Origin of the sequence: Anoxybacillus thermarum, assembly GCF_000836725.1 — a bacterium.
Classification (GTDB): domain Bacteria; phylum Bacillota; class Bacilli; order Bacillales; family Anoxybacillaceae; genus Anoxybacillus; species Anoxybacillus thermarum.
In genome coordinates this window covers 16,714-35,914 of sequence record NZ_JXTH01000026.1, presented here as the reverse complement: position 1 = coordinate 35,914, position 19,201 = coordinate 16,714, and the positions used below count along the sequence as shown (strand labels likewise).

At 44.4% G+C, this 19,201-nt stretch carries 20 protein-coding genes and 1 riboswitch; of the genes, 7 read left to right on the top strand and 13 right to left on the bottom strand.

Annotated elements, in window-relative coordinates:
- Positions 1-296: 296 nt before the first annotated feature.
- From LH47_RS07870 to argC, 8 genes are all read right to left on the bottom strand, one after another.
- Positions 297-476 carry a YjzC family protein gene (locus LH47_RS07870; protein WP_003395421.1) on the bottom strand — a complete coding sequence of 60 codons (180 nt, stop codon included), beginning with the start codon at positions 474-476 and terminating at the stop codon, positions 297-299.
- Positions 477-565: 89 nt separating this feature from the next.
- Positions 566-1,510, bottom strand: coding sequence for an ornithine carbamoyltransferase (gene argF, locus LH47_RS07865; RefSeq protein ID WP_200890857.1), 945 nt, complete (start codon positions 1,508-1,510; stop codon positions 566-568).
- Entirely contained in the window at positions 1,507-4,611 is a 3,105-nt protein-coding gene (locus LH47_RS07860) for a carbamoyl phosphate synthase large subunit (RefSeq protein ID WP_043966307.1), read from the bottom strand. Before LH47_RS07860 ends, argF begins: the two co-directional genes overlap by 4 nt.
- Positions 4,604-5,671 (bottom strand): carbamoyl phosphate synthase small subunit, encoded by a 1,068-nt coding sequence (locus LH47_RS07855; protein WP_043966304.1) that lies wholly within the window; start codon positions 5,669-5,671, stop codon positions 4,604-4,606. Before LH47_RS07855 ends, LH47_RS07860 begins: the two co-directional genes overlap by 8 nt.
- Before the next feature lie 49 nt (positions 5,672-5,720).
- Complete coding sequence (locus tag LH47_RS07850; RefSeq protein ID WP_043966303.1) at positions 5,721-6,878, bottom strand: acetylornithine transaminase; 1,158 nt, start codon at positions 6,876-6,878, stop codon at positions 5,721-5,723.
- Positions 6,875-7,639: an acetylglutamate kinase gene (argB, locus tag LH47_RS07845; RefSeq protein WP_043966301.1), complete on the bottom strand. Its 765-nt coding sequence runs from the start codon at positions 7,637-7,639 to the stop codon at positions 6,875-6,877. Before argB ends, LH47_RS07850 begins: the two co-directional genes overlap by 4 nt.
- Positions 7,640-7,646: 7 nt before the next feature.
- Positions 7,647-8,873, bottom strand: coding sequence for a bifunctional ornithine acetyltransferase/N-acetylglutamate synthase (argJ, locus tag LH47_RS07840; protein WP_043966298.1), 1,227 nt, complete (start codon positions 8,871-8,873; stop codon positions 7,647-7,649).
- A gap of 14 nt (positions 8,874-8,887) precedes the next feature.
- On the bottom strand, positions 8,888-9,913 hold the full coding sequence (gene argC, locus LH47_RS07835) for an N-acetyl-gamma-glutamyl-phosphate reductase (protein ID WP_043966296.1): 1,026 nt from the start codon (positions 9,911-9,913) through the stop codon (positions 8,888-8,890).
- 175 nt (positions 9,914-10,088) lie between these two features.
- On the opposite strand from argC, the gene LH47_RS07830 reads away from it, so the two are divergent.
- Positions 10,089-10,772 carry a Crp/Fnr family transcriptional regulator gene (locus tag LH47_RS07830; protein ID WP_043966294.1) on the top strand — a complete coding sequence of 228 codons (684 nt, stop codon included), beginning with the start codon at positions 10,089-10,091 and terminating at the stop codon, positions 10,770-10,772.
- 18 nt (positions 10,773-10,790) lie between these two features.
- Here the strand turns inward: LH47_RS07830 and LH47_RS07825 are convergent, their stop codons facing one another.
- Together LH47_RS07825 and LH47_RS07820 are read right to left on the bottom strand one after the other, a co-directional pair.
- Positions 10,791-11,498, bottom strand: coding sequence for a YwiC-like family protein (locus LH47_RS07825; RefSeq protein ID WP_043966292.1), 708 nt, complete (start codon positions 11,496-11,498; stop codon positions 10,791-10,793).
- Between the two features lie 70 nt (positions 11,499-11,568).
- Entirely contained in the window at positions 11,569-12,324 is a 756-nt protein-coding gene (locus LH47_RS07820) for an alpha/beta fold hydrolase (protein WP_043966290.1), read from the bottom strand.
- 109 nt (positions 12,325-12,433) lie between these two features.
- On the opposite strand from LH47_RS07820, the gene LH47_RS07815 reads away from it, so the two are divergent.
- The 3 genes from LH47_RS07815 to LH47_RS15175 all read left to right on the top strand — a co-directional run bounded on the left by LH47_RS07815 (position 12,434) and on the right by LH47_RS15175 (position 13,657).
- Positions 12,434-13,240, top strand: a complete 807-nt coding sequence (locus LH47_RS07815; RefSeq protein WP_043966288.1) for a Cof-type HAD-IIB family hydrolase — start codon at positions 12,434-12,436, stop codon at positions 13,238-13,240.
- An 89-nt stretch (positions 13,241-13,329) separates the two neighbouring features.
- Positions 13,330-13,482, top strand: coding sequence for a hypothetical protein (locus LH47_RS16430; RefSeq protein ID WP_003395439.1), 153 nt, complete (start codon positions 13,330-13,332; stop codon positions 13,480-13,482).
- Position 13,483: 1 nt separating this feature from the next.
- A complete protein-coding gene (locus LH47_RS15175) occupies positions 13,484-13,657 on the top strand; it encodes a DUF3813 domain-containing protein (RefSeq protein ID WP_003395440.1) in 174 nt (57 codons plus the stop codon).
- 23 nt (positions 13,658-13,680) lie between these two features.
- On the opposite strand, the gene LH47_RS07810 is transcribed toward LH47_RS15175, so the two are convergent.
- Positions 13,681-14,514 (bottom strand): YitT family protein, encoded by an 834-nt coding sequence (locus tag LH47_RS07810; protein WP_003395441.1) that lies wholly within the window; start codon positions 14,512-14,514, stop codon positions 13,681-13,683.
- A gap of 87 nt (positions 14,515-14,601) precedes the next feature.
- On the opposite strand from LH47_RS07810, the gene LH47_RS07805 reads away from it, so the two are divergent.
- Both LH47_RS07805 and LH47_RS15170 read left to right on the top strand, forming a co-directional pair.
- Entirely contained in the window at positions 14,602-15,465 is an 864-nt protein-coding gene (locus LH47_RS07805; protein ID WP_043966284.1) for a DegV family protein, read from the top strand.
- Between the two features lie 31 nt (positions 15,466-15,496).
- Positions 15,497-15,622, top strand: coding sequence for a DUF3941 domain-containing protein (locus LH47_RS15170; RefSeq protein WP_003395443.1), 126 nt, complete (start codon positions 15,497-15,499; stop codon positions 15,620-15,622).
- Between the two features lie 33 nt (positions 15,623-15,655).
- Here LH47_RS15170 and LH47_RS07800 read toward each other — a convergent pair whose 3' ends face one another.
- Together LH47_RS07800 and LH47_RS07795 are read right to left on the bottom strand one after the other, a co-directional pair.
- Positions 15,656-17,311, bottom strand: coding sequence for a methyl-accepting chemotaxis protein (locus LH47_RS07800; protein WP_235341077.1), 1,656 nt, complete (start codon positions 17,309-17,311; stop codon positions 15,656-15,658).
- Between the two features lie 9 nt (positions 17,312-17,320).
- On the bottom strand, positions 17,321-18,286 hold the full coding sequence (locus tag LH47_RS07795; protein WP_043966280.1) for a BMP family lipoprotein: 966 nt from the start codon (positions 18,284-18,286) through the stop codon (positions 17,321-17,323).
- A 167-nt stretch (positions 18,287-18,453) separates the two neighbouring features.
- On the opposite strand from LH47_RS07795, the gene LH47_RS07790 reads away from it, so the two are divergent.
- On the top strand, positions 18,454-18,945 hold the full coding sequence (locus LH47_RS07790) for a YajQ family cyclic di-GMP-binding protein (RefSeq protein WP_043966277.1): 492 nt from the start codon (positions 18,454-18,456) through the stop codon (positions 18,943-18,945).
- An 85-nt stretch (positions 18,946-19,030) separates the two neighbouring features.
- A riboswitch (SAM riboswitch) is annotated at positions 19,031-19,133 on the top strand.
- Positions 19,134-19,201: the final 68 nt, after the last annotated feature.

Genomic DNA, 19,201 nt, shown 5'->3' with positions numbered 1-19,201 from the left:
CCTCCAAAAGGGCCGCCAACAAGACAGCGAACACCTTTTGAAGAGTTCTGACTAATTGTTCCTCCAGCTCTTTTAATAAAGGCCATTCTGTGGTAAAATGTTTCATGGACTCTCTCCCTCCTGTTTTATTGATGTTGGTCATCACCATCATAGCAGGGAGAGAGTCCTTTTTGCATGACATTTGCTTTTTTCTACCGCGCTTCGCTTGGTGGCCCCGACGAGCGTCGCGAACAAAAGTTCGCAACCCTCGTCGGGGAATCATTCCTGAATGTCACCCACAAATATTTTACTCACACTTACGGTTTTGGAAAGTACGTCCATATCCGATTATGATTCGACGTTTCTGGAAAACGGTCACCTGCTTTTAGTTTTAATTTTTTCGGATTTTTCACTTGATCTCCTGTCTCGCCTATTTCAATATATATCCCGTTGTTCGGCGCTTTTTGCCCGGGGCGAAAATGTCGGCTTTGTCCCATCCGTATCCCTCCTCATCTTCTGATCATTTCATAATATGTCCATTTTGTTTCAAAACGATGATGAGAAATAACGGATCGATATCCAAATGCTACAGCAACGAAACGAGCAATGCTTTTTGTGCGTGAAGACGGTTTCCAGCTTGTTGGAAAATGTACGAATGCACGCCATCAATCACACCTTCTGTCACTTCTTCACCGCGGTGAGCAGGCAAGCAATGTAAAAACATAAAATCGCTTTTTGCTTGTTGGACGAGCGTTTCATTGACTTGAAACGGTGCAAAGATGTGCATCCGTTCGATTGCTTCCGCCTCTTGCCCCATGCTTGCCCATACATCTGTGTATACAACGTCTGCATCGACAAGCGCTTCATACGGATCGTTTGTTACAACGATCGTTGCACCGCTTTCATTTGCGATGTTTTTCGCTTCGTTGACAACCGCTTCTTTCGGCTCATATCCTTTCGGTGAAGCGACCGCACAATCCATGCCGACTTTTGCCGCCGCAAGCATTAACGCATGCGCCATATTGTTTCCGTCGCCGATGTAGGCAAGCTTTAGCCCTTGAAGTTTTCCTTTCACTTCATAAATCGTTAATAAATCAGCGAGCGCTTGACACGGATGATCGTCATCAGTCAACCCATTAATGACAGGAATCGTTGCATAATGGGCAAGCTCCTCTACTTTTTCATGCTCGAACGTGCGAATCATAATTGCATCGACATATTCCGATAATACGCGCGCCGTATCTGCAATTGTTTCTCCACGTCCGATTTGCAAATCGCGGCTGCTTAAATGAAGTGCATGACCGCCTAATTGAACCATGCCAACTTCAAATGAAACGCGCGTTCTCGTTGACGGCTTTTCAAAAATCATCGCGAGCGTTTTGCCACTTAGCGGCATGTATCGTTCGCCGCTTTGTTGCTTCTCTTTTAATTCAAGCGCCAAATGAAGCAAATATTCGATTTCTTCCTTCGAATAGTCCGCCAACGTTAAAAAATCTTTCCCTTTTAACTGAATCGTTGCTGTCATGTTCATTTTCTCACCACTTCACGTAAATTTTTTAACCAATCTTGAATGGAACAAACGGAAAAATGTTTTGTCGACCACGCTTGGACAAACAAACGCGCGGTTTCTTCTTCCGTCAATACGAGCACATGTCGAGCGAGCGCCTGTTTTCTTCGCCATGCACTTTGTTCATCGCGCATGAAGCTTACAAAGGCAAGCGCTTCTTTTTTCTCGACCCATCGTTCGAACGGCTCATCTGTCACAATCGTTAGCCCTTGTTGTTTCGCTTGCTCGCCCAACACCTTCGCCTCAGCTGGTGCATCGACATATATTTCATACGCTTCTTTTTTCTTTACGATATATGGATAAAACGCTTTATATGCCGCTTCTTGCACTGTTTTTGCAATGCTAATTCCTTCCCCTGTCGACTTCATTTCTGGACCGACAAGCGGATCGACACCCGGCAACTTATATGTGGAAAACACCGGATACTTTAAGACAACATATGGGATAGAAACCGATTGTTTGACGTCTTCCGACAAATATTTCCCAAGCAATACGTTTGTCGCGAGTTGAACCATCGGCACACCTGTCACTTTACTGACGATCGGAACGGTGCGGCTTGCCCGCGGATTGACTTCTAAGACGTACACTTCCCCATCTCGCACAATAAACTGCACGTTCATTAACCCTTTGAAATGAAGCTTATTTGTTATTCGCTTCGTATAATCGATCATTTTCGCTTTTTCTTCTTCCGTAAACGATTGAGCAGGCAATAATGCATAACTATCGCCAGAATGGACGCCTGTTTTTTCGACATGTTCAATAATTGTCGGAACGAACACATCATGTCCGTCACAAATCGCATCAAGCTCTCCTTCTTTTGCGCGTACATATTCGTCAATTAACACCGGATACACCATCTCTTGTTGTATAAGTGAAGCAAGCTGTTGTTCATCATAAACGATATGCATTCCACGTCCGCCAATGACGTACGATGGACGAAGCAAAAGTGGATAACCGATACGTTCCACTTTTTCCATTAATTCCTCTTTGTCGTTTGCCGTCGTTCCTTTCACATGTGGAATGTCAAGCGACTGAAGGAGTGCATAAAAACGTTCCCGATCTTCTAGTTGGTCAATAATCTCACTATTCATGCCAATAATTGACACGCCGTACGATTCAAGCTTGTTCGCTAAGTTAATGGCCGTTTGACCACCAAATTGCACGATGACCGCTTCGACGTTTTCCGCTTCCACGACATTTAACACATCTTCTACCGTGAGCGGCTCAAAATATAAACGATCGGCAACGGTAAAGTCGGTGCTGACTGTTTCAGGATTATTGTTCATTAAAATCGCTTCATATCCCGCTTGTTGCAAAGCGTATACGCAATGAACCGAGCTATAGTCAAATTCAACTCCTTGCCCGATGCGAATCGGACCTGATCCGAGAATAAGCATTTTCGGCTGATCGCTCGTTTGTATTTCACTTTCGCCAAAATATGTCGAATAATAGTACGACGTTTCTGCTGAAAATTCGGCCGCGCACGTATCGACCATTTTGTAGGCAGGGACAATGCCATATGCTTTTCTTTTTTGGCGCACATCTTTTTCATCAACGTTCCATATATACGCTAAATACGCATCGGAAAACCCTTTTTCTTTTAGCATGCGAAGCGTTTGTTCATCAATTGAATGAAGCGTCGTTTCTTTTGCTTGTTGTTCAAGCGCAATAAGCTGAGCAAAACGAGTTAAAAAATATAAGTCCATTTTCGTCCATTCGTATATTTGTTCTGTCGCTATGCCGCGGCGAAGCAGCTCGAGTATAGCGAAAAAGCGGCGATCTTCTCCCGCTTTGACGATATCTACTAACGCCTTCGTCGGCTGTTTCGCAAGCGCTGGTGAATATAAACCGATATGATCTAACTCAAGCGAATGAAGCGCCTTTTGCAACGCTCGCTCAAAATTACGATCGATCGCCATCACTTCTCCTGTCGCTTTCATTTGCGTGCCGAGGCGACGATCAGCAAACGAAAATTTATCGAACGGAAAGCGCGGAAATTTCACGACGACATAGTCGAGTGCAGGCTCAAAGCTCGCATACGTATGTCCTGTCACTGGATTCACTAGTTCTGCAAGCGTATAACCGACCGCTAATTTTGCCGCCATTCTTGCGATCGGATAGCCTGTCGCTTTTGATGCAAGGGCAGATGATCGGCTCACGCGCGGATTGACTTCAATCAAATAGTACTTTTTACTTTTTGGATCGAGCGCAAATTGAATGTTGCATCCCCCGACAACACCAAGAGCCGAAATAATTTTAATGGCAGCTGAACGCAACATATGATATTCGACATCTGTCAACGTTTGCGACGGAGCAACGACGATCGAATCGCCCGTATGAATGCCGACAGGATCAATATTTTCCATATTGCAAATCGTAATGCACGTATTCGTATGGTCGCGCATCACTTCATACTCAATTTCTTTAAATCCCGCGACGCTCCGTTCAACTAAACATTGCGTAATCGGACTTTCCTGCAATCCTTTTGTGACAATGTCAACAAGCTCCTCCATCGTCTGTGCGATGCCGCCCCCTGTTCCACCGAGCGTATATGCCGGGCGAACGATAATCGGAAATCCGATTTGTTTTGCAAATTGCACCGCTTCTTCAACAGTCGTCACAATTTCGCTTTCTGGCACTGGCTCATTTAATTCATACATTAACGCCCGAAACGCTTCGCGGTCTTCACCGCGCTGAATGGATTCGATCGGTGTACCGAGCAAGCGAACGTTATACTTTTGTAAAATACCTTGTTCATGTAAAGCAAAAGCTAAGTTCAACCCAGTCTGTCCGCCAAGCGTAGCTAATAGCCCATCGGGTCGCTCTTTTGCGATAATTTTTTCCATGCTTTCTACCGTCAGCGGCTCAAAATATACCGCATCCGCATGCACTTCATCCGTCATAATTGTCGCTGGATTGTTGTTTGCTAAAATGACGCGGTATCCTTCTTCTTTTAATGCTAAGCAACCTTGCGTTCCCGAATAGTCAAACTCTGCCGCTTGCCCAATGACGATCGGACCTGAACCGATCACAAGAATCGAACGAAGCGTTGAATCTTTAGGCATATACTTTCTCCTTTCTTGCTGCTTTCATCATGTCAACAAATTCAGCAAAAATAAATTGCGTATCGTTTGGTCCAGGATGCGCCTCAGGATGATACTGCACACATAAAATTGGCTTCGTTTCATGGGCGACACCTTCCACCGAACCGTCATTGACGTTAATAAAACGAATGGAAAGCGGCGTATGCGCTAAACTTTCTGCCTTGACAACATAGCCGTGGTTTTGCGAAGTCATAAACACTTTTTTCGTTTTCGCATCATATACCGGCTGATTTGCTCCGCGATGCCCGAACGGCAATTTTTCCGTATCCCCGCCGTAAGCGAGCGAAACGAGCTGATGCCCAAGGCAAATTGCAAGCGTTGGATACCGTTCGATGACCGCCAAAATATTTGGCAAATAGTAGGACAATTGTTTCGGGTCTCCCGGTCCGTTCGATAATAACACCCCGTCTGGCTCAAGTTGTTCAACCGTTTGTAACGTCGTATTGTACGGAACGACCGTCACACGACATCCGTACGCCATTAGCGAATGAACGATTGACTTTTTATATCCGAAATCAAACAAAACAACGTGCATATGACCGTTTCCGTACGTTTGTATGTCCGATGTGCTCACGAGCGGCACGGGCGCTTGTTCTTCCACTTGCACGGCCGCCTGCCGGCTCGTTGAAATCACAGCAGGCATCGCCCCATGTTCACGAATTTGTTTTACGACCGCTCGCGTATCGACATGGGTGAGAAGCGGAACGTTCCATTTTTGCAAATATTGTTTCAAACTGTACTTTGCTTCGTAATGATACCCTGTCTCCTCCGCCTCATAAACGATGACCGCCTTTACATGCGGCTGTTTGCTTTCAAAATCGACTTCGTTAATCCCGTAATTCCCAATAAGCGGATACGTAAATACGACGATTTGATTTTTATACGACGGATCTGTTAACACTTCTTGATACCCTGTCATCCCTGTAAAAAAAACAACTTCCCCCGCAATATCTCCCGTCCATGCCGTTTCCAGTTTTCCGGCAAACATTTTGCCGTTTTGTAAATGTAAATACGCCTCCATGTTCACACCCCAAACGAATGTTTATTAAACAAAAAGAATTTTTATTCACTCATGCGTATAAAAAGTCGCGTTCATATGACGTTAACGCTTTTTGTAATATATTTATCGCCTCGTCAAGCTCTTCTTTCGTCACGATGAGCGGTGGCAATAAACGAATGACATTCGGTCCCGCTGCTAAAGCAAGAAGCCCACGCTCATGAATATGGGGCAATATATTCGCAACTGGTTCACTGCATACAATGCCGATCATCAACCCTAAACCGCGCACATCTTGCACGATTTGAACGTCTTTTAACTGTTCGGCTAATCTCTGCTTAAAATATGTTCCTTTTTCTTGTGCTTCCCGTAAAAATGACGGTTGTGCTACAATTTGAAGCGTCGCTTTCGCTGCTGCCATCGCCAAAGCGTTTCCGCCAAACGTTGAGCCGTGTACTCCTACGCTAAACGCCGATACGACATGTTTCTTTCCGATCATCGCCCCGACCGGAAAACCGCTTCCTAATCCTTTTGCGACGGTAATAATATCAGGAGAAATATCGAACTGCTCATAAGCAAACAATGTTCCTGTTCTTCCGATGCCTGTTTGCACTTCATCGACAATGAGCAATGCACCGTACGTCTGGCAAAGCTGTTCGGCTGCCTGCAAAAATGACTTTTCTCCGACGACAACACCACCTTCGCCTTGCACGACTTCGACCATGACAGCTGCCACCGTTTCATCCATTTCTCGTTCTAACGCAGCGATATCATTAAACGGCACATACGTAAACGTCGGCAACAACGGGCCGAATCCATCGTGAATTTTCGCTTGCCCGGTCGCTGTCATCGTCGCAAACGTTCGACCGTGAAACGACTGTTCACACGTAATGATTTTCGACCGTCCTGTATGTTTGCGCGCCAGCTTGATCGCTGCTTCGTTCGCCTCCGCTCCGCTATTGCAAAAAAACACCGCATCGCCAACGGAATGTTGCACAAGAAGAGAAGCGACTTCTTCTTGAAGCGGAAGATGAAACAAATTAGACACGTGCCATACTTCGTTTAACTGCGCCTCAAGCGCTTGTTGCACAGCGGGGTGACGATGACCGAGATTACATACCGCAATGCCTGCAACAAAGTCGAGATATTGTGTTCCGTCTGTCGCGATGAGTTTCGTTCCTTCCGCTTTAGCAACTGTAATCGGAAACCGTTGATACGTTGGAAAAATCATACGTACACCTCTTTCTTCATCATCGTTCCATGCCACGTTCCTTCTTTATAAAACGGAACTTTTCCGCTTACAATAGCGACTTCATTGACGGAGTTGAGCGCTTGAAGAGCCGCTTTCACTTTCGGAATCATTCCTCCTGAAATCGTTCCATCTGCAATCATCGCTTCAATCATATGTGCTGTTGCTTCTTTGACAACTTCTCCATCGTTTAAAATGCCAGCGACGTCTGTCACAAAAACGAGTTTGTCAGCTGAAAGCGCCTGTGCAATCGCCGCCGCTGCTGTATCTGCGTTAATGTTATACGTCTGGCCATGCTCATCCATTCCGATCGGTGCAATGACGGGCACGTATCCGTGACGCAACAACGCATGAACAATCTTCACATGAACGTGTACGACTTCTCCTACATAGCCGAGCGTCTGTAAGTCAATTGGTTTCGCTTGTAACAAGCGATCGTCGACACCGGACAAACCGACGGCGCGAATGTCGTTTACTTGTAACAGCGAGACGAGCGTCTTGTTCACTTTTCCGTTTAACACCATTTGAACAACGTCTAACACGTCTTTTGTCGTTTTTCGCAATCCGTTTACAAATTCAGACGGAATGTTGAGCGCATGTAACAACTGTCCAATATCTGGTCCTCCACCATGCACGATGACAACATCAAGCCCGCTGTTTCTCAATTGTTGCACGCTCGTAAAAAATGATGGGGATAACTCATGAAGCACGCTGCCCCCGCATTTGATGACAATCACATCCATCCCCTCCTTACGTGCGATAACTTGCATTAATTTTAATGTAGTCGTACGTTAAATCACAGCCCCACGCAATGCCTTCCCCGTTGCCGACGTGCAAATCGACTGTAATCACGACGACGTCTTCCATTAAAGCGGCTTTCGCTTCTTCTTCAGAAAACGGCATCAGTTGACTTTGTTTTAACATTTGAATCGAACTGATCCATACGTCTACGCAATTCGGGTTTATGAATGCTCCGCTATGTCCAATCGCTCCAATAATGCGCCCCCAGTTTGCGTCCGCTCCGTATACCGCTGTTTTCACTAAGTTGGAACCGACAATATGTTTCGCTGCCCATCTTGCTTCTTCGTCCGTTCGCGCCCCTTTGACGCGCGCTTCAATTAATTTCGTTGCCCCTTCTCCATCGCGAGCAATTTGTTTCGCTAAATGTTCGCACGTTTGACGGAGCGCTTCATAAAAGTTTGCCCAATCTGGATGTTGCGGGGAAAGCGGCTCGTTGCCTGCTAACCCGCTTGCCATGACGATAACCATATCGTTCGTTGACGTTTCCCCATCGACCGTAATTTGATTAAACGACACGTTCGTAATGGAACGAAGCGCATCTTGCAATACGTCTGATGGGACGTTTGCATCCGTCGTAATAAAAGCAAGCATCGTCGCCATATTTGGATGAATCATTCCCGATCCTTTTGCCGCCCCGGCGACCGTCACGACTTGACCGTCTATGACCGTTTCATAACACGTTTTTTTCATGACGAGATCCGTTGTTAAAATCGCTGTTTGAAAATCAACCGCCCCAGCCAATTGGGCTGTCGGTTTCAATTTCGGAATGCTCGCACGAATGTTTTCCATCGGTAAACATTCACCGATCACCCCTGTCGATGCAACAGCAACGAGATGTTCTGGGAGACCAAACGTCTCCGCGCACAACTTTCGCATTTCGTATGCGTCTTTTAACCCTTGTTCTCCTGTACATGCGTTCGCATATGCGCTGTTGACAATGACCGCTTGAAGCTTTTGTTCTACCGCAATGCTTTGTTTCGTCACTTGAAGCGGTGCGGCTTGAAACACGTTTTGCGTATAAACGGCCGCACACGATGCCGGCACGTCACAAACGATTACCCCTAAATCTTTTTTCGTATAACGTAACCCTGCATGCACACCAGCAGCTTGAAATCCTTTTGGCGTGACAATCGTTCCATCCGCGACATATTTCACCTTTTCTTCGATCAACTTCATCTTCTCCACCCCATTTACGGATACATCGGCATCGATGTGAGTCCGGTTTGTTCCTCTAATCCAAGCATCACATTGGCGTTTTGAACGGCTTGCCCCGCCGCGCCTTTCACTAAGTTGTCGATCACGCTTACAACTGTGATGCGATTCGTTCGTTCATCGTAACCGATGCCTATATCGCAATAGTTTGAACCGTACACATCTTTCGTGCATGGGAAAGAACCTGCTTCCCGAACGCGCACGAACGGACAATGTTTATACGTTTCTTTATATAACTCTATCATTCTATCAAGCGATACGATGCATGCCGCTTCCGCATATATCGTCGCCATAATGCCGCGCGTCATCGGGATTAAATGCGTGCTAAACGTCATCGGCCCCATTTGTTCGTTCCAATCACGTAACATTTGTTCAATTTCTGGAATATGTTGATGTGTGTTTACTTTGTATATTTTTACGTTTTCATTCGTTTCCGCAAAATGAACGCCAAGCGACACTCCACGTCCTGCACCTGATACACCTGATTTTGCATCAACGATAACCGAATGCGGCACGATCCACTTTTGAATGACAAGCGGCGCTAATCCGAGCAACGTCGCTGTCGGATAGCAGCCGGGATTGGCGACTAAACTGGCGTTTGCAATGTGCTCGCGATTCCATTCCGTTAAACCGTATACCGCCTGTTTGAGCACTTCTTCGTTCGGCGGCGCTTTTTTATACCACTTCGCATATACGTTTCCATCGCGCAAACGAAAGTCTCCAGATAAATCGATGACTTTATGTCCCGCCGCAAGCAATTTCGGCGTCCATTCGCTCGATACGCCAGGTGGCGTCGCTAAAAACACAAGCTCACCTTCAATATCATCGCTTCGAATATCGCGCAAGACGAAACGCCCCCCAATATGCGGATACACATGTTGCAGCAAAACACCTGCTTGTGAAGATGAATGAACAGAAGCGACGCGCATATGCGGATGATGTTGCAATAAGCGAATGAGCTCAATGCCCCCATAGCCTGTCGCTCCAATAATGGAGACTTTCATGAAACAGCTCCCCACTTTCTGTATATTGTTATAAATTTAGTTATCATTATAATACTGCATAAAAATAAAATCAAATGTATATTTAAATATTTTTTCATTTTTCTCATTCATTTATTGACCGAATATGTATTTTTCTTTTTAATGGAAGTAGACAATAATAAAAGGTGGTTAGTGTATGACAATTCAACCGATCTCCTTATCCGATCTTCTTTCCCTTCCTCACCATATGATTGATATGCAAAAAGGAGAATATATATTTCGCGAAGGAGAAGCGGCAAACGAGCTATATGTTGTATGTGCGGGAAAAGTGCAATTAAGCAAAACGACGGAGGAAGGGCGCGAACTATTGCTTCGCATTTGTGAACAAGGCGATGCGTTCGGGGAGATCGTTCCGTTTCAATTGACGTGCGTCTGTACGGTAAGTGCAAAAATGATGGAAAGAGGAACGTTAGCTGTCATTCACAAACAGCAACTTGAAGAAAAGTTGTTGACGGATCATGCGTTTTCGTTACAGTTTATGCAATGGATTCATTTACAATTGCAACGAATGCAAACGAAAATACGCGATTTAATTTTGCACGGAAAAAAAGGGGCGCTTTATTCAACGCTTATTCGCTTAGCGAACAGCTATGGTGTGGAAACAGAAGACGGCATTTTCATTAATACGCCGATGACCAATCAAGAGCTCGCCAATTTTTGCGGCAGCGCGCGCGAAGTCGTCAGCCGGCTGTTAAAAGAATTAAAAGAACTCGGCATCATTTCTGTCGAGAAAGGAAAAATAACGATTCACGATGTGCAATTTTTAAAAGATGAAATTCGCTGTGAAAGCTGTCCGATTGATATATGCAATATGAAATAAGCCGACACATTTGTCGGCTTAATAAACGATCATAATGACAAGCGCAAAATAAACAGCATTGACAATTTCATAAATCCCTATTTTTTTAATCGACATCACTTTTCCATAAAAATAAATCGCTCGCACGGCACTTGGCACATATGCAAGGGCAAGCCAACCGTTTCCCGTTGCCACACATGCGACAATAATGATGATATGGAACAGCCATGATGCCCGCTTATAGCATAGGTTATTTTTTTCGCGAATCATCGTTTTTACGTAAAATGTACTTCCAATGAAAAACAGCATAGAGGCAATAAATAAAAACCACGCTTTTTCATCGATGTTCCCTGTACCTACGTAATAGCTTCCAAGCCCGCCGATCGAAAAGTTTATGATTGCAGCGACATCGTTTGTAAACGAGCGCTCTTTTTTCTTTTTCGCAAAATACATATTTACGGAAAAAAACGGAATCATGGCTAAACCGAAATACATGAGCGGTGGCTTGTAAGCAATGGGAATGGAAACAAACATCATCGCGAGCAACATATACACCGCAAACCATTTTTTATGATGAGCGTTCGCTTGCTTTTTAATCATTAACGTCCATATATATGTCGCTAAATAAAGAAAAAACCATGCGATAAAAAGCGGCAAATGAAGCCACGTCGCTTGACCGATATCGATCCCGAATAAAAACGGAATAAGCAACATCGCCCAAGCGCCATGTTGTTTTGGAATAACCATCACGATCCCTCCTTCTTCTTCGATTGTACCATCCTCCTTCTTTTTTCTTTGTGATGTGTGTCACATTTTTTTATAAATGTGTGACAAACCATTGAACCGTTTGTAAAAATGCCTCGCGCGTCACTTTATGTCCCGCCTGTTCATCGATAAGCATCATAAGGGGCTGATGGAACGGCTCGATTTGTTTATAAAAGGCATATGTATAATCAAACGGAACGACATCATCTTGTTTTCCGTGCCAAATGAAAAGCGGACGACCGTTTAATTTTTCAGGCTGCAACGATAAATCGTACGTCATTAACGTGTTGCGCAACGTTTCAATTTGTTCATTCGAAAGCGGCAACGTCATCCCTTTTCGCTCAGCAAATTGCAGCTGTAAATCGAAAAACGTTTGATAGCACGGGCTGCCCATGAGCGAACCAGCGACGCGAATCCAATCATATTTTGTTAACGCCCCAAACGTCACGATGCCTCCCATCGACGTACCAACGACACCGATACGATCAGGATCAACAAGGTTTCGCTCCACAAGTTCATTTTTTATATCTTCTAATTCACGTATAGTCGTTAACACAATATCCCAAAACGACAAATATAATTTATCGTCAGAGAGCGAATTTGGGCGTTCCCCATGATACAACGCATCCGGCAAAACGACGCGATATCCTGCTTCTGCAAGCCAATAGCCAAAATGAAGATTATGTTCCTTTGCGCTCGTAAATCCATGAATAAATATGACGAGCGGCCGCATATGATGAATATCATCATCTTTTACAACGTGCAAACAAGGAACGTTTGCGATTGTCTCGCGAATAATCGTTACCATCTTCTCATCTCCCTTGTTATCTTTTAACATTATATTACCATATAGACAAGTTTTTTGGAAAAACGATACACTACAAGAGTAGAACATTTTAACGAAAAGGGGAACAATTATGGACAAACATTTAATTGCGCTTGATTTAGACGGCACGTTATTAAAAGACAATAAAACCATTTCCGAACGTACATACGATGTGATTCAAAAAGCAAAACAAGCTGGACATATCGTCGTCATCGCGACAGGACGTCCGTACCGCGCAAGCAAAATGTATTATGAACAATTGGAACTAACAACGCCGATCGTCAATTTTAACGGAGCGTTCGTCCATCATCCGAAAGATGATAGCTGGGGGATGTATCATACTCCGCTTCAGCTTGAAACGGTGAAAGAAATTATTGACGTCAGCAGAAAATATAACGTGCGCAACATTTTAGCGGAAGTGATGGACGATGTATATTTTCACGAACATGACGAACAGCTACTTGACTTATTTAATTTAGGGGATCCAAACGTATATGTCGGAAATTTGCACGATATTTTACGGAAAGACCCGACGAGCATTTTAATTTTATCGGATGAACAAAACGTTGCACGCATTCGCACATATTTATCGGAAGTGCATGCCAACGTCATCGACCATCGCAGTTGGACAGCCCCATGGCACGTCATTGAAATCGTCCGTACTGGCGTCCATAAAGCGTTTGGGCTTGAAAAAGTCGCTTCTTTCTATGGCATTCCGCGCGAGCGCGTGATTGCTTTTGGCGATGAAGATAACGATATCGAGATGTTAAAATGGGCAGGAATCGGCGTCGCGATGGGCAATGCGATCGAGCCGCTTAAAGCAGTCGCAGATGATGTCACAAAAACGAATGAAGAAGACGGCATCGCGATGTATTTGCAATCGTTATTAAAGTTATAAAAAATTCCCTCACGTATTGTAGCCCAAACATGAACAAACTATCATCGACGCGATTTGCGTCACAAGCGGCGAACAAGGGGGAATGTCGTGTGGGCAAACGAAACAAATCGAAGCGGTTTATTCAACAAAGTGCCGATGCAGTATATAAGCATGATGAAAAAATTCCGTATCATATGACGTATGAGGAAGCGGAACAACGCAAAGCAGAAAAAGCGGATCATGCAAATCTTGGGGGATTTTAATATGGGCAATCCATTGTTTCAACAAGCAAGAAAGGCGGTCGCTAAAGCAAAAGAAGAGCGCACAGAACGGGCCATCGCTGTCGCCAAAAATGCGCTATCATCCGCTTTCGCTAACGCCAACGACGCCGAACGAAAACAGTTGCACGCTTTGCAAGATGAACTTCATGCATTGTAAAAAGCTGCGCCGTGTGCGCAGCTTTACTCTTTTCGGAAAAACCCGACGACTTCTGTCGTTTGCATAATGTTCGTGAACGCTTTCGGATCGACTTCTTTAATGATTCGCTTTAAATCGAATAGCTCATAGCGCGTAATAACGATCATAAGCATATCTTTATCTTCGTTTAAAAACGCCCCTTTCGCCGGGATTACTGTAATGCCGCGAATCATTCGCGACTTAATTGCTTGCTTCATCTCTTCCCCTTTTGTCGTAATAATGAGCGCAGTTAATTTTTGATGGCGCGTATGGATCGCATCAATGACGCGCGTCGTCACATATAACGTGACGAGCGTATATAACGCTTTTTCCCATCCGTACATATATCCAGCTGTTAAAATAATGATGGAGTTTAACGCAAAAATGTACGTCCCGACCGAACGATCGTTGACGCGAGACAATACGAGCGCAATAATATCTAATCCTCCTGTTGACGCCCCCCATTTTAACGTCCAGCCCGTTCCGACTGCTGCAATCACTCCGCCGAAAACGGCGTTCAATAAAATGTCTTCAGAAAGCGAACGAACAGGAATGATTTCAAGAAATAGCGACATAAACACAACGCTTAAAAAGCTATAAAACGTAAACGACTTCCCTACCTTTTTCCATCCTAAAATGGCGACAGGAATGTTAAACAAAAAGAGCAATAAACCTGTCGAAATAACATACGGTGTATAATCGCCAACGACTTTAGAAATGAGCTGTGCAGCTCCAGCGAATCCGCTCGTATATACGTTCGCCGGAATTAAAAATAAATTCATGCCGATCGCGTTTAATAACCCACCGATAATGACGACAAACAATTTTTTTACGTCCACAACACATCCTCCTACAAAGCGATAAGATTGTTTTTTTCCATAATAATCGCTACACTTAAAATAAGTACATACATAGGGGTGATTGAAATGAATATTAAAATTATAGCGGATAGCGGGTGCGATTTGCCACTTTCTTTTATACAAGAAAAACAAATTGCTTTTTTACCGTTAGCTGTTCATATAAACGACAAAGACTACGATGATCAACTGACGATCCAGCCAAAACAAGTATACGATGCCATGCGCGCAGGCGACGTACCGAAAACATCGCAAGCAAAACCTTCGCAAATGGAAGAGCTATTTATGACGTTAGCGAAAGAGCGCATACCTGCCATTTATATCGCCTTCTCTTCCGCCTTGTCAGGCACATATCAAACGGCGGTCATGATTCGAAACGAAGTGCTTGAACAATATCCGGACGCGAAACTAACCGTCATCGACTCGAAATGCGCATCGCTCGGGCTAGGGCTTGTCGTAAAAAAAGCAGTTGAGCTCGCTGAAAGCGGCACGGCGTACGAAGACGTCGTGGCGACGATTGAGACGTATTGTCGTCATATGGAACATATTTTTACTGTCGATGACTTGCAATATTTAGCGCGCGGCGGGCGCGTCAGCAAAACGGCAGCGTTTGTCGGCGGGGTATTAAACATTAAACCACTTCTTCACGTCGAGGATGGAAAATTAATCCCGATTGAAAAAGTGCGTGGACGGAAAAAAGTGTTGAAACGAATGGTCGAGTTAATGCAAGAGCGCGGAGCGGACGTTCAAAACCAACTGATCGGCATTAGCCACGGCGACGATGAACAAACGGCGCTCGAACTGAAAGCGATGATTGAAGAAACGTTCGGCTGCAAGCAGTTTTTCATTTCTGACATCGGCGGCGCGATCGGAGCGCATGCCGGACCGGGAACGATCGCCCTCTTTTTCTTGAATAAACATCTTGGGCATTGATTACACTACCCGATAAAGGGGTGACGAAGCGATGACAAGCGACAACGATAAAAAAGCAAAAGACAATAACGCGAAACGACACGAAAAAAATATGGAGCGCGAGAAAAATCGCCAAGCTGGCAAGCGCGCCTACTCAAAAGAAACGAATCATTTGTAAAACAAGAAAAGATGCTCGCGCGGAGCATCTTTTTTACTTCATTTGAAACTTCGCCATCATTTGTTGTAAGTCGTCTGTCAGTTGGCGCAATGTCGTCACTTTTTCACCCATTTTTTTGAACGCCTCTAACTGCTCGACCATTGACGCAGCAATTTGTTCGCTACCTGCCGCGGATTGCTCAACGACCGCGCTAATGCTTTCAACGTTTTGTAAAACATTTTTGCCAAGCTCTTTCGACTCGTTCATGCCGACGACAAGCGCTTGAATATCTGCCGTAATATGATGCACTTTATTTTCAATTTGTGCAAACGCTTCGGTTGTCGTTTCAATCGCTTTCGCTTGCGCCTCGGCGATGTCCACTCCACGGCGAACTGCTTCTGTCACATTCGTTAACCCCGATTGAATAAGCTGTACCATTTCAAAAATTTGGCCTGTCGCTTTCGACGATTCTTCCGCAAGCTTGCGCACTTCTTCAGCAACGACGGCAAATCCTTTGCCCGCTTCCCCTGCCCGCGCCGCTTCAATTGCCGCATTTAACGCGAGCAAATTCGTTTGTGTCGCAATATCAGCGACCGCTTTGGCCATATCTTCAATTTTGCTTGCATACGCCGCAAACTGCGCAGTCGATTGTTCAATTGAAGCCGTCGCTTTCGTATTTTCATCAATAAACCCTTTTTGTTCTGCTAACGCCGCTTGACCATGCGTAATCGCTTCAACGGCTTCATCGCTATAGCGAGCCGTTTGCTCCGTCCGTCCGACGTTTTGCTGCACAGTACTTTCCATTCGTTCAATGAGCTGTACAGCGCTTTGTAAGTCTTCAGAAATGCTTTGTGACCCTGCCGATAATTCGTTTGTCGATACAGCGACTTGGTTATTGATTTCTGTTAACATCTTTGTTTCTTCATCAATTTCTACTGCAAACGCCTCGACTTGCTTGCTTACTGTATCGACCGATTGAAGCAGCGCGTTTAATTGTTCAGCCATCGTCGTAAACGCCGCATTTAAATCGGCCAATTCGTCTTTTCCGTCATAGTTCACAGGTTCGATGCGCAAATTGCCGTTCGCAATTTGTTTTGCGTTTTCAGCAATGTTGCGCAACGGTGTCGACATTTTTTTTGTTAAACGCACGCCGCTAAATCCCGCAAACAATAACACGACAGCAATCGCCACAAGTGAAATCGTAATGACGCGATCAATTTGTTTTTGTAACGTTTTTTGCATGTACGTATAATATTCGCTTACATACGTGTTGACGACGTGCACATCGTTTAATGCCCCTTCCGCGCGCATTGACTGTCGGCGAATTTCCGCTACATCGTTTGCATCAAGCGCTTCGTTCGATCGTTTGGCAAGCTCTGCGAATTTTTTATTCACTTGCTCAAGCGCAGAACGAAAATACGGCTCCGTTAATCCTTTATTTAATGCTTGAAGCAATTTTTCCGTTTCCGCTAAATGCACGGCCACTTCTTGTTTATTCCCTTCTGTCGGGCTGTACGCATAGTTGCTTAAACTTTGTTTCGTCGCTTTTAGCTCCGCCTGCAAATGTTGCGCTTTCATCATGAGCGGCACAAAATCTTGATTCGACGATTGAATCGAAAGCATATTTATGATGATAAACACGATAATCGTCCCCGCAATGACGGGCGTTACTAATGAGTGAAATAACAATCGTTGTTTAATCGTCATCATATTCCTCCTTTATTTTGCGATGCCGTTTGTCGCTTTTTCTTTCCATTTTTCAAGCGTCGCTTGTTGCTCTGGGCTGAACGTCACGACGCGAATCGGTGCCAAATCGACGCCGTTTTCTTTTAAGCCAAGTTGAACCGTCCCTTTTGGCACTTCTTTCGTTTCAACGTATTGTTTAATGACGGTATATAATGCGACATCGACATTTTTTAACATCGATGTGACAACTGCTTTTTCCGCATAAAAATATTGATCGCTATCGACACCGATCGCATATTTTTTATTCATTTCCGCCTCGCGAAGCACGCCGACACCTGTAAATCCAGCCGCGGCATACAAGACGTCTGCCCCATTTGCGATCATTTGTTTTGCAATTTGCGCACCAAGCTTATCATCACCGAAATTGCCGGCATACACTTCTTGCACGTTCGCTTCCGGTTTAACCGCTTTTACCCCTTGAATAAAACCGTTCGCAAATTTACGAATAAGCGGTACATCCGCTCCGCCAACAAAACCGACGTTGTTTGTTTTTGTCAACATGCCAGCAACTACGCCCGCTAAAAAGCTTCCTTCATCTTCTTTAAACGTAATCGATGTAATGTTCGGTAAATCAGATACCGCATCAATTAATACGAATTGCTGTTTCGGATATTTTTTTGCGACTTTTTCTAAATCTTCCTGCACCATAAATCCTAATCCGATGACGAGATCGTTTCCTGCTTCAACGAGCTCCGTTAATCCTTTTTCATACGTCTCCGTTTCTTTTAACTCACGATAGTCAAAAAAGATGCCGAGCTCATCGCGCGCTTTCATTAATCCTTTGAACGCCGAATCGCTGAATGACTGATCGCCGAGTCCGACATCTGACAACATAATGCCCACTTTTATTCGCTCTTTCGGTTGAAAAGAGCTCGTTTGCGAACACCCAGCGGCAAGCAACAAAACGAGTGCCATCATGAGTGGAATCATTTTTTTCATCAAATTTCCTCATCTCCTTATCTTTCGATCGAATCTCGCTTCATTTATTATATCGACAACAATCGACATTTTTTTTACTTTTTATATATAAAGATTTTGTAAAGTTGTTCGCATGCCAACAATCGACTATAATGGAAGCACAACGAATTTATGCTGAGGTGATCCGTATGTCAAAAGAAAGTTCATTTGATATTGTGTCAAAAGTCGATTTGTCGGAGGTGACGAACGCCATCAACATCGCGTTAAAAGAAGTTCAAAACCGCTACGACTTTAAAGGAAGCAAAAGCGACATTTCGCTTGAAAAAGATGAGCTCATTCTCATTTCTGACGATGAGTTTAAACTGGAACAGCTGAAAGATGTGCTTATCGGCAAACTCATTAAACGCGGCGTACCGACAAAAAACATTCAATACGGAAAAGTGGAGGCTGCGTCTGGCGGAACGGTGCGCCAACGTGCGAAACTCGTTCAAGGCATCGACAAAGACAACGCGAAAAAAATTAACACAATCATTAAAAATACAGGCTTAAAAGTAAAAAGTCAAATTCAAGAAGACCAAATTCGCGTCAGCGGCAAAAGTAAAGACGATTTGCAAAAAGTGATCGCCGCCATTCGCGAGGCAGATTTACCGATTGACGTTCAATTCGTCAACTACCGTTAAGAAGGCGCTTTGCCTTCTTTTTTTGAAATAAAATAGTTGAATATTTCTAAAAAATCAGTTACATTTATGAGTAACTTCATACAACAGCTTATCGAGAGAAGGGGAGGGACTGGCCCGATGAACCTTCAGCAACCTGACGATCGTCAAGGTGCTAAGTCCAGACAAGCGATTCGCTTGGAAGATAAGAAGGAGCGCGTCAAGTCTTCTTCTTATGGAGAGGACTTTTTTACTTTAAACGAAGAAACGGAGGAATGGA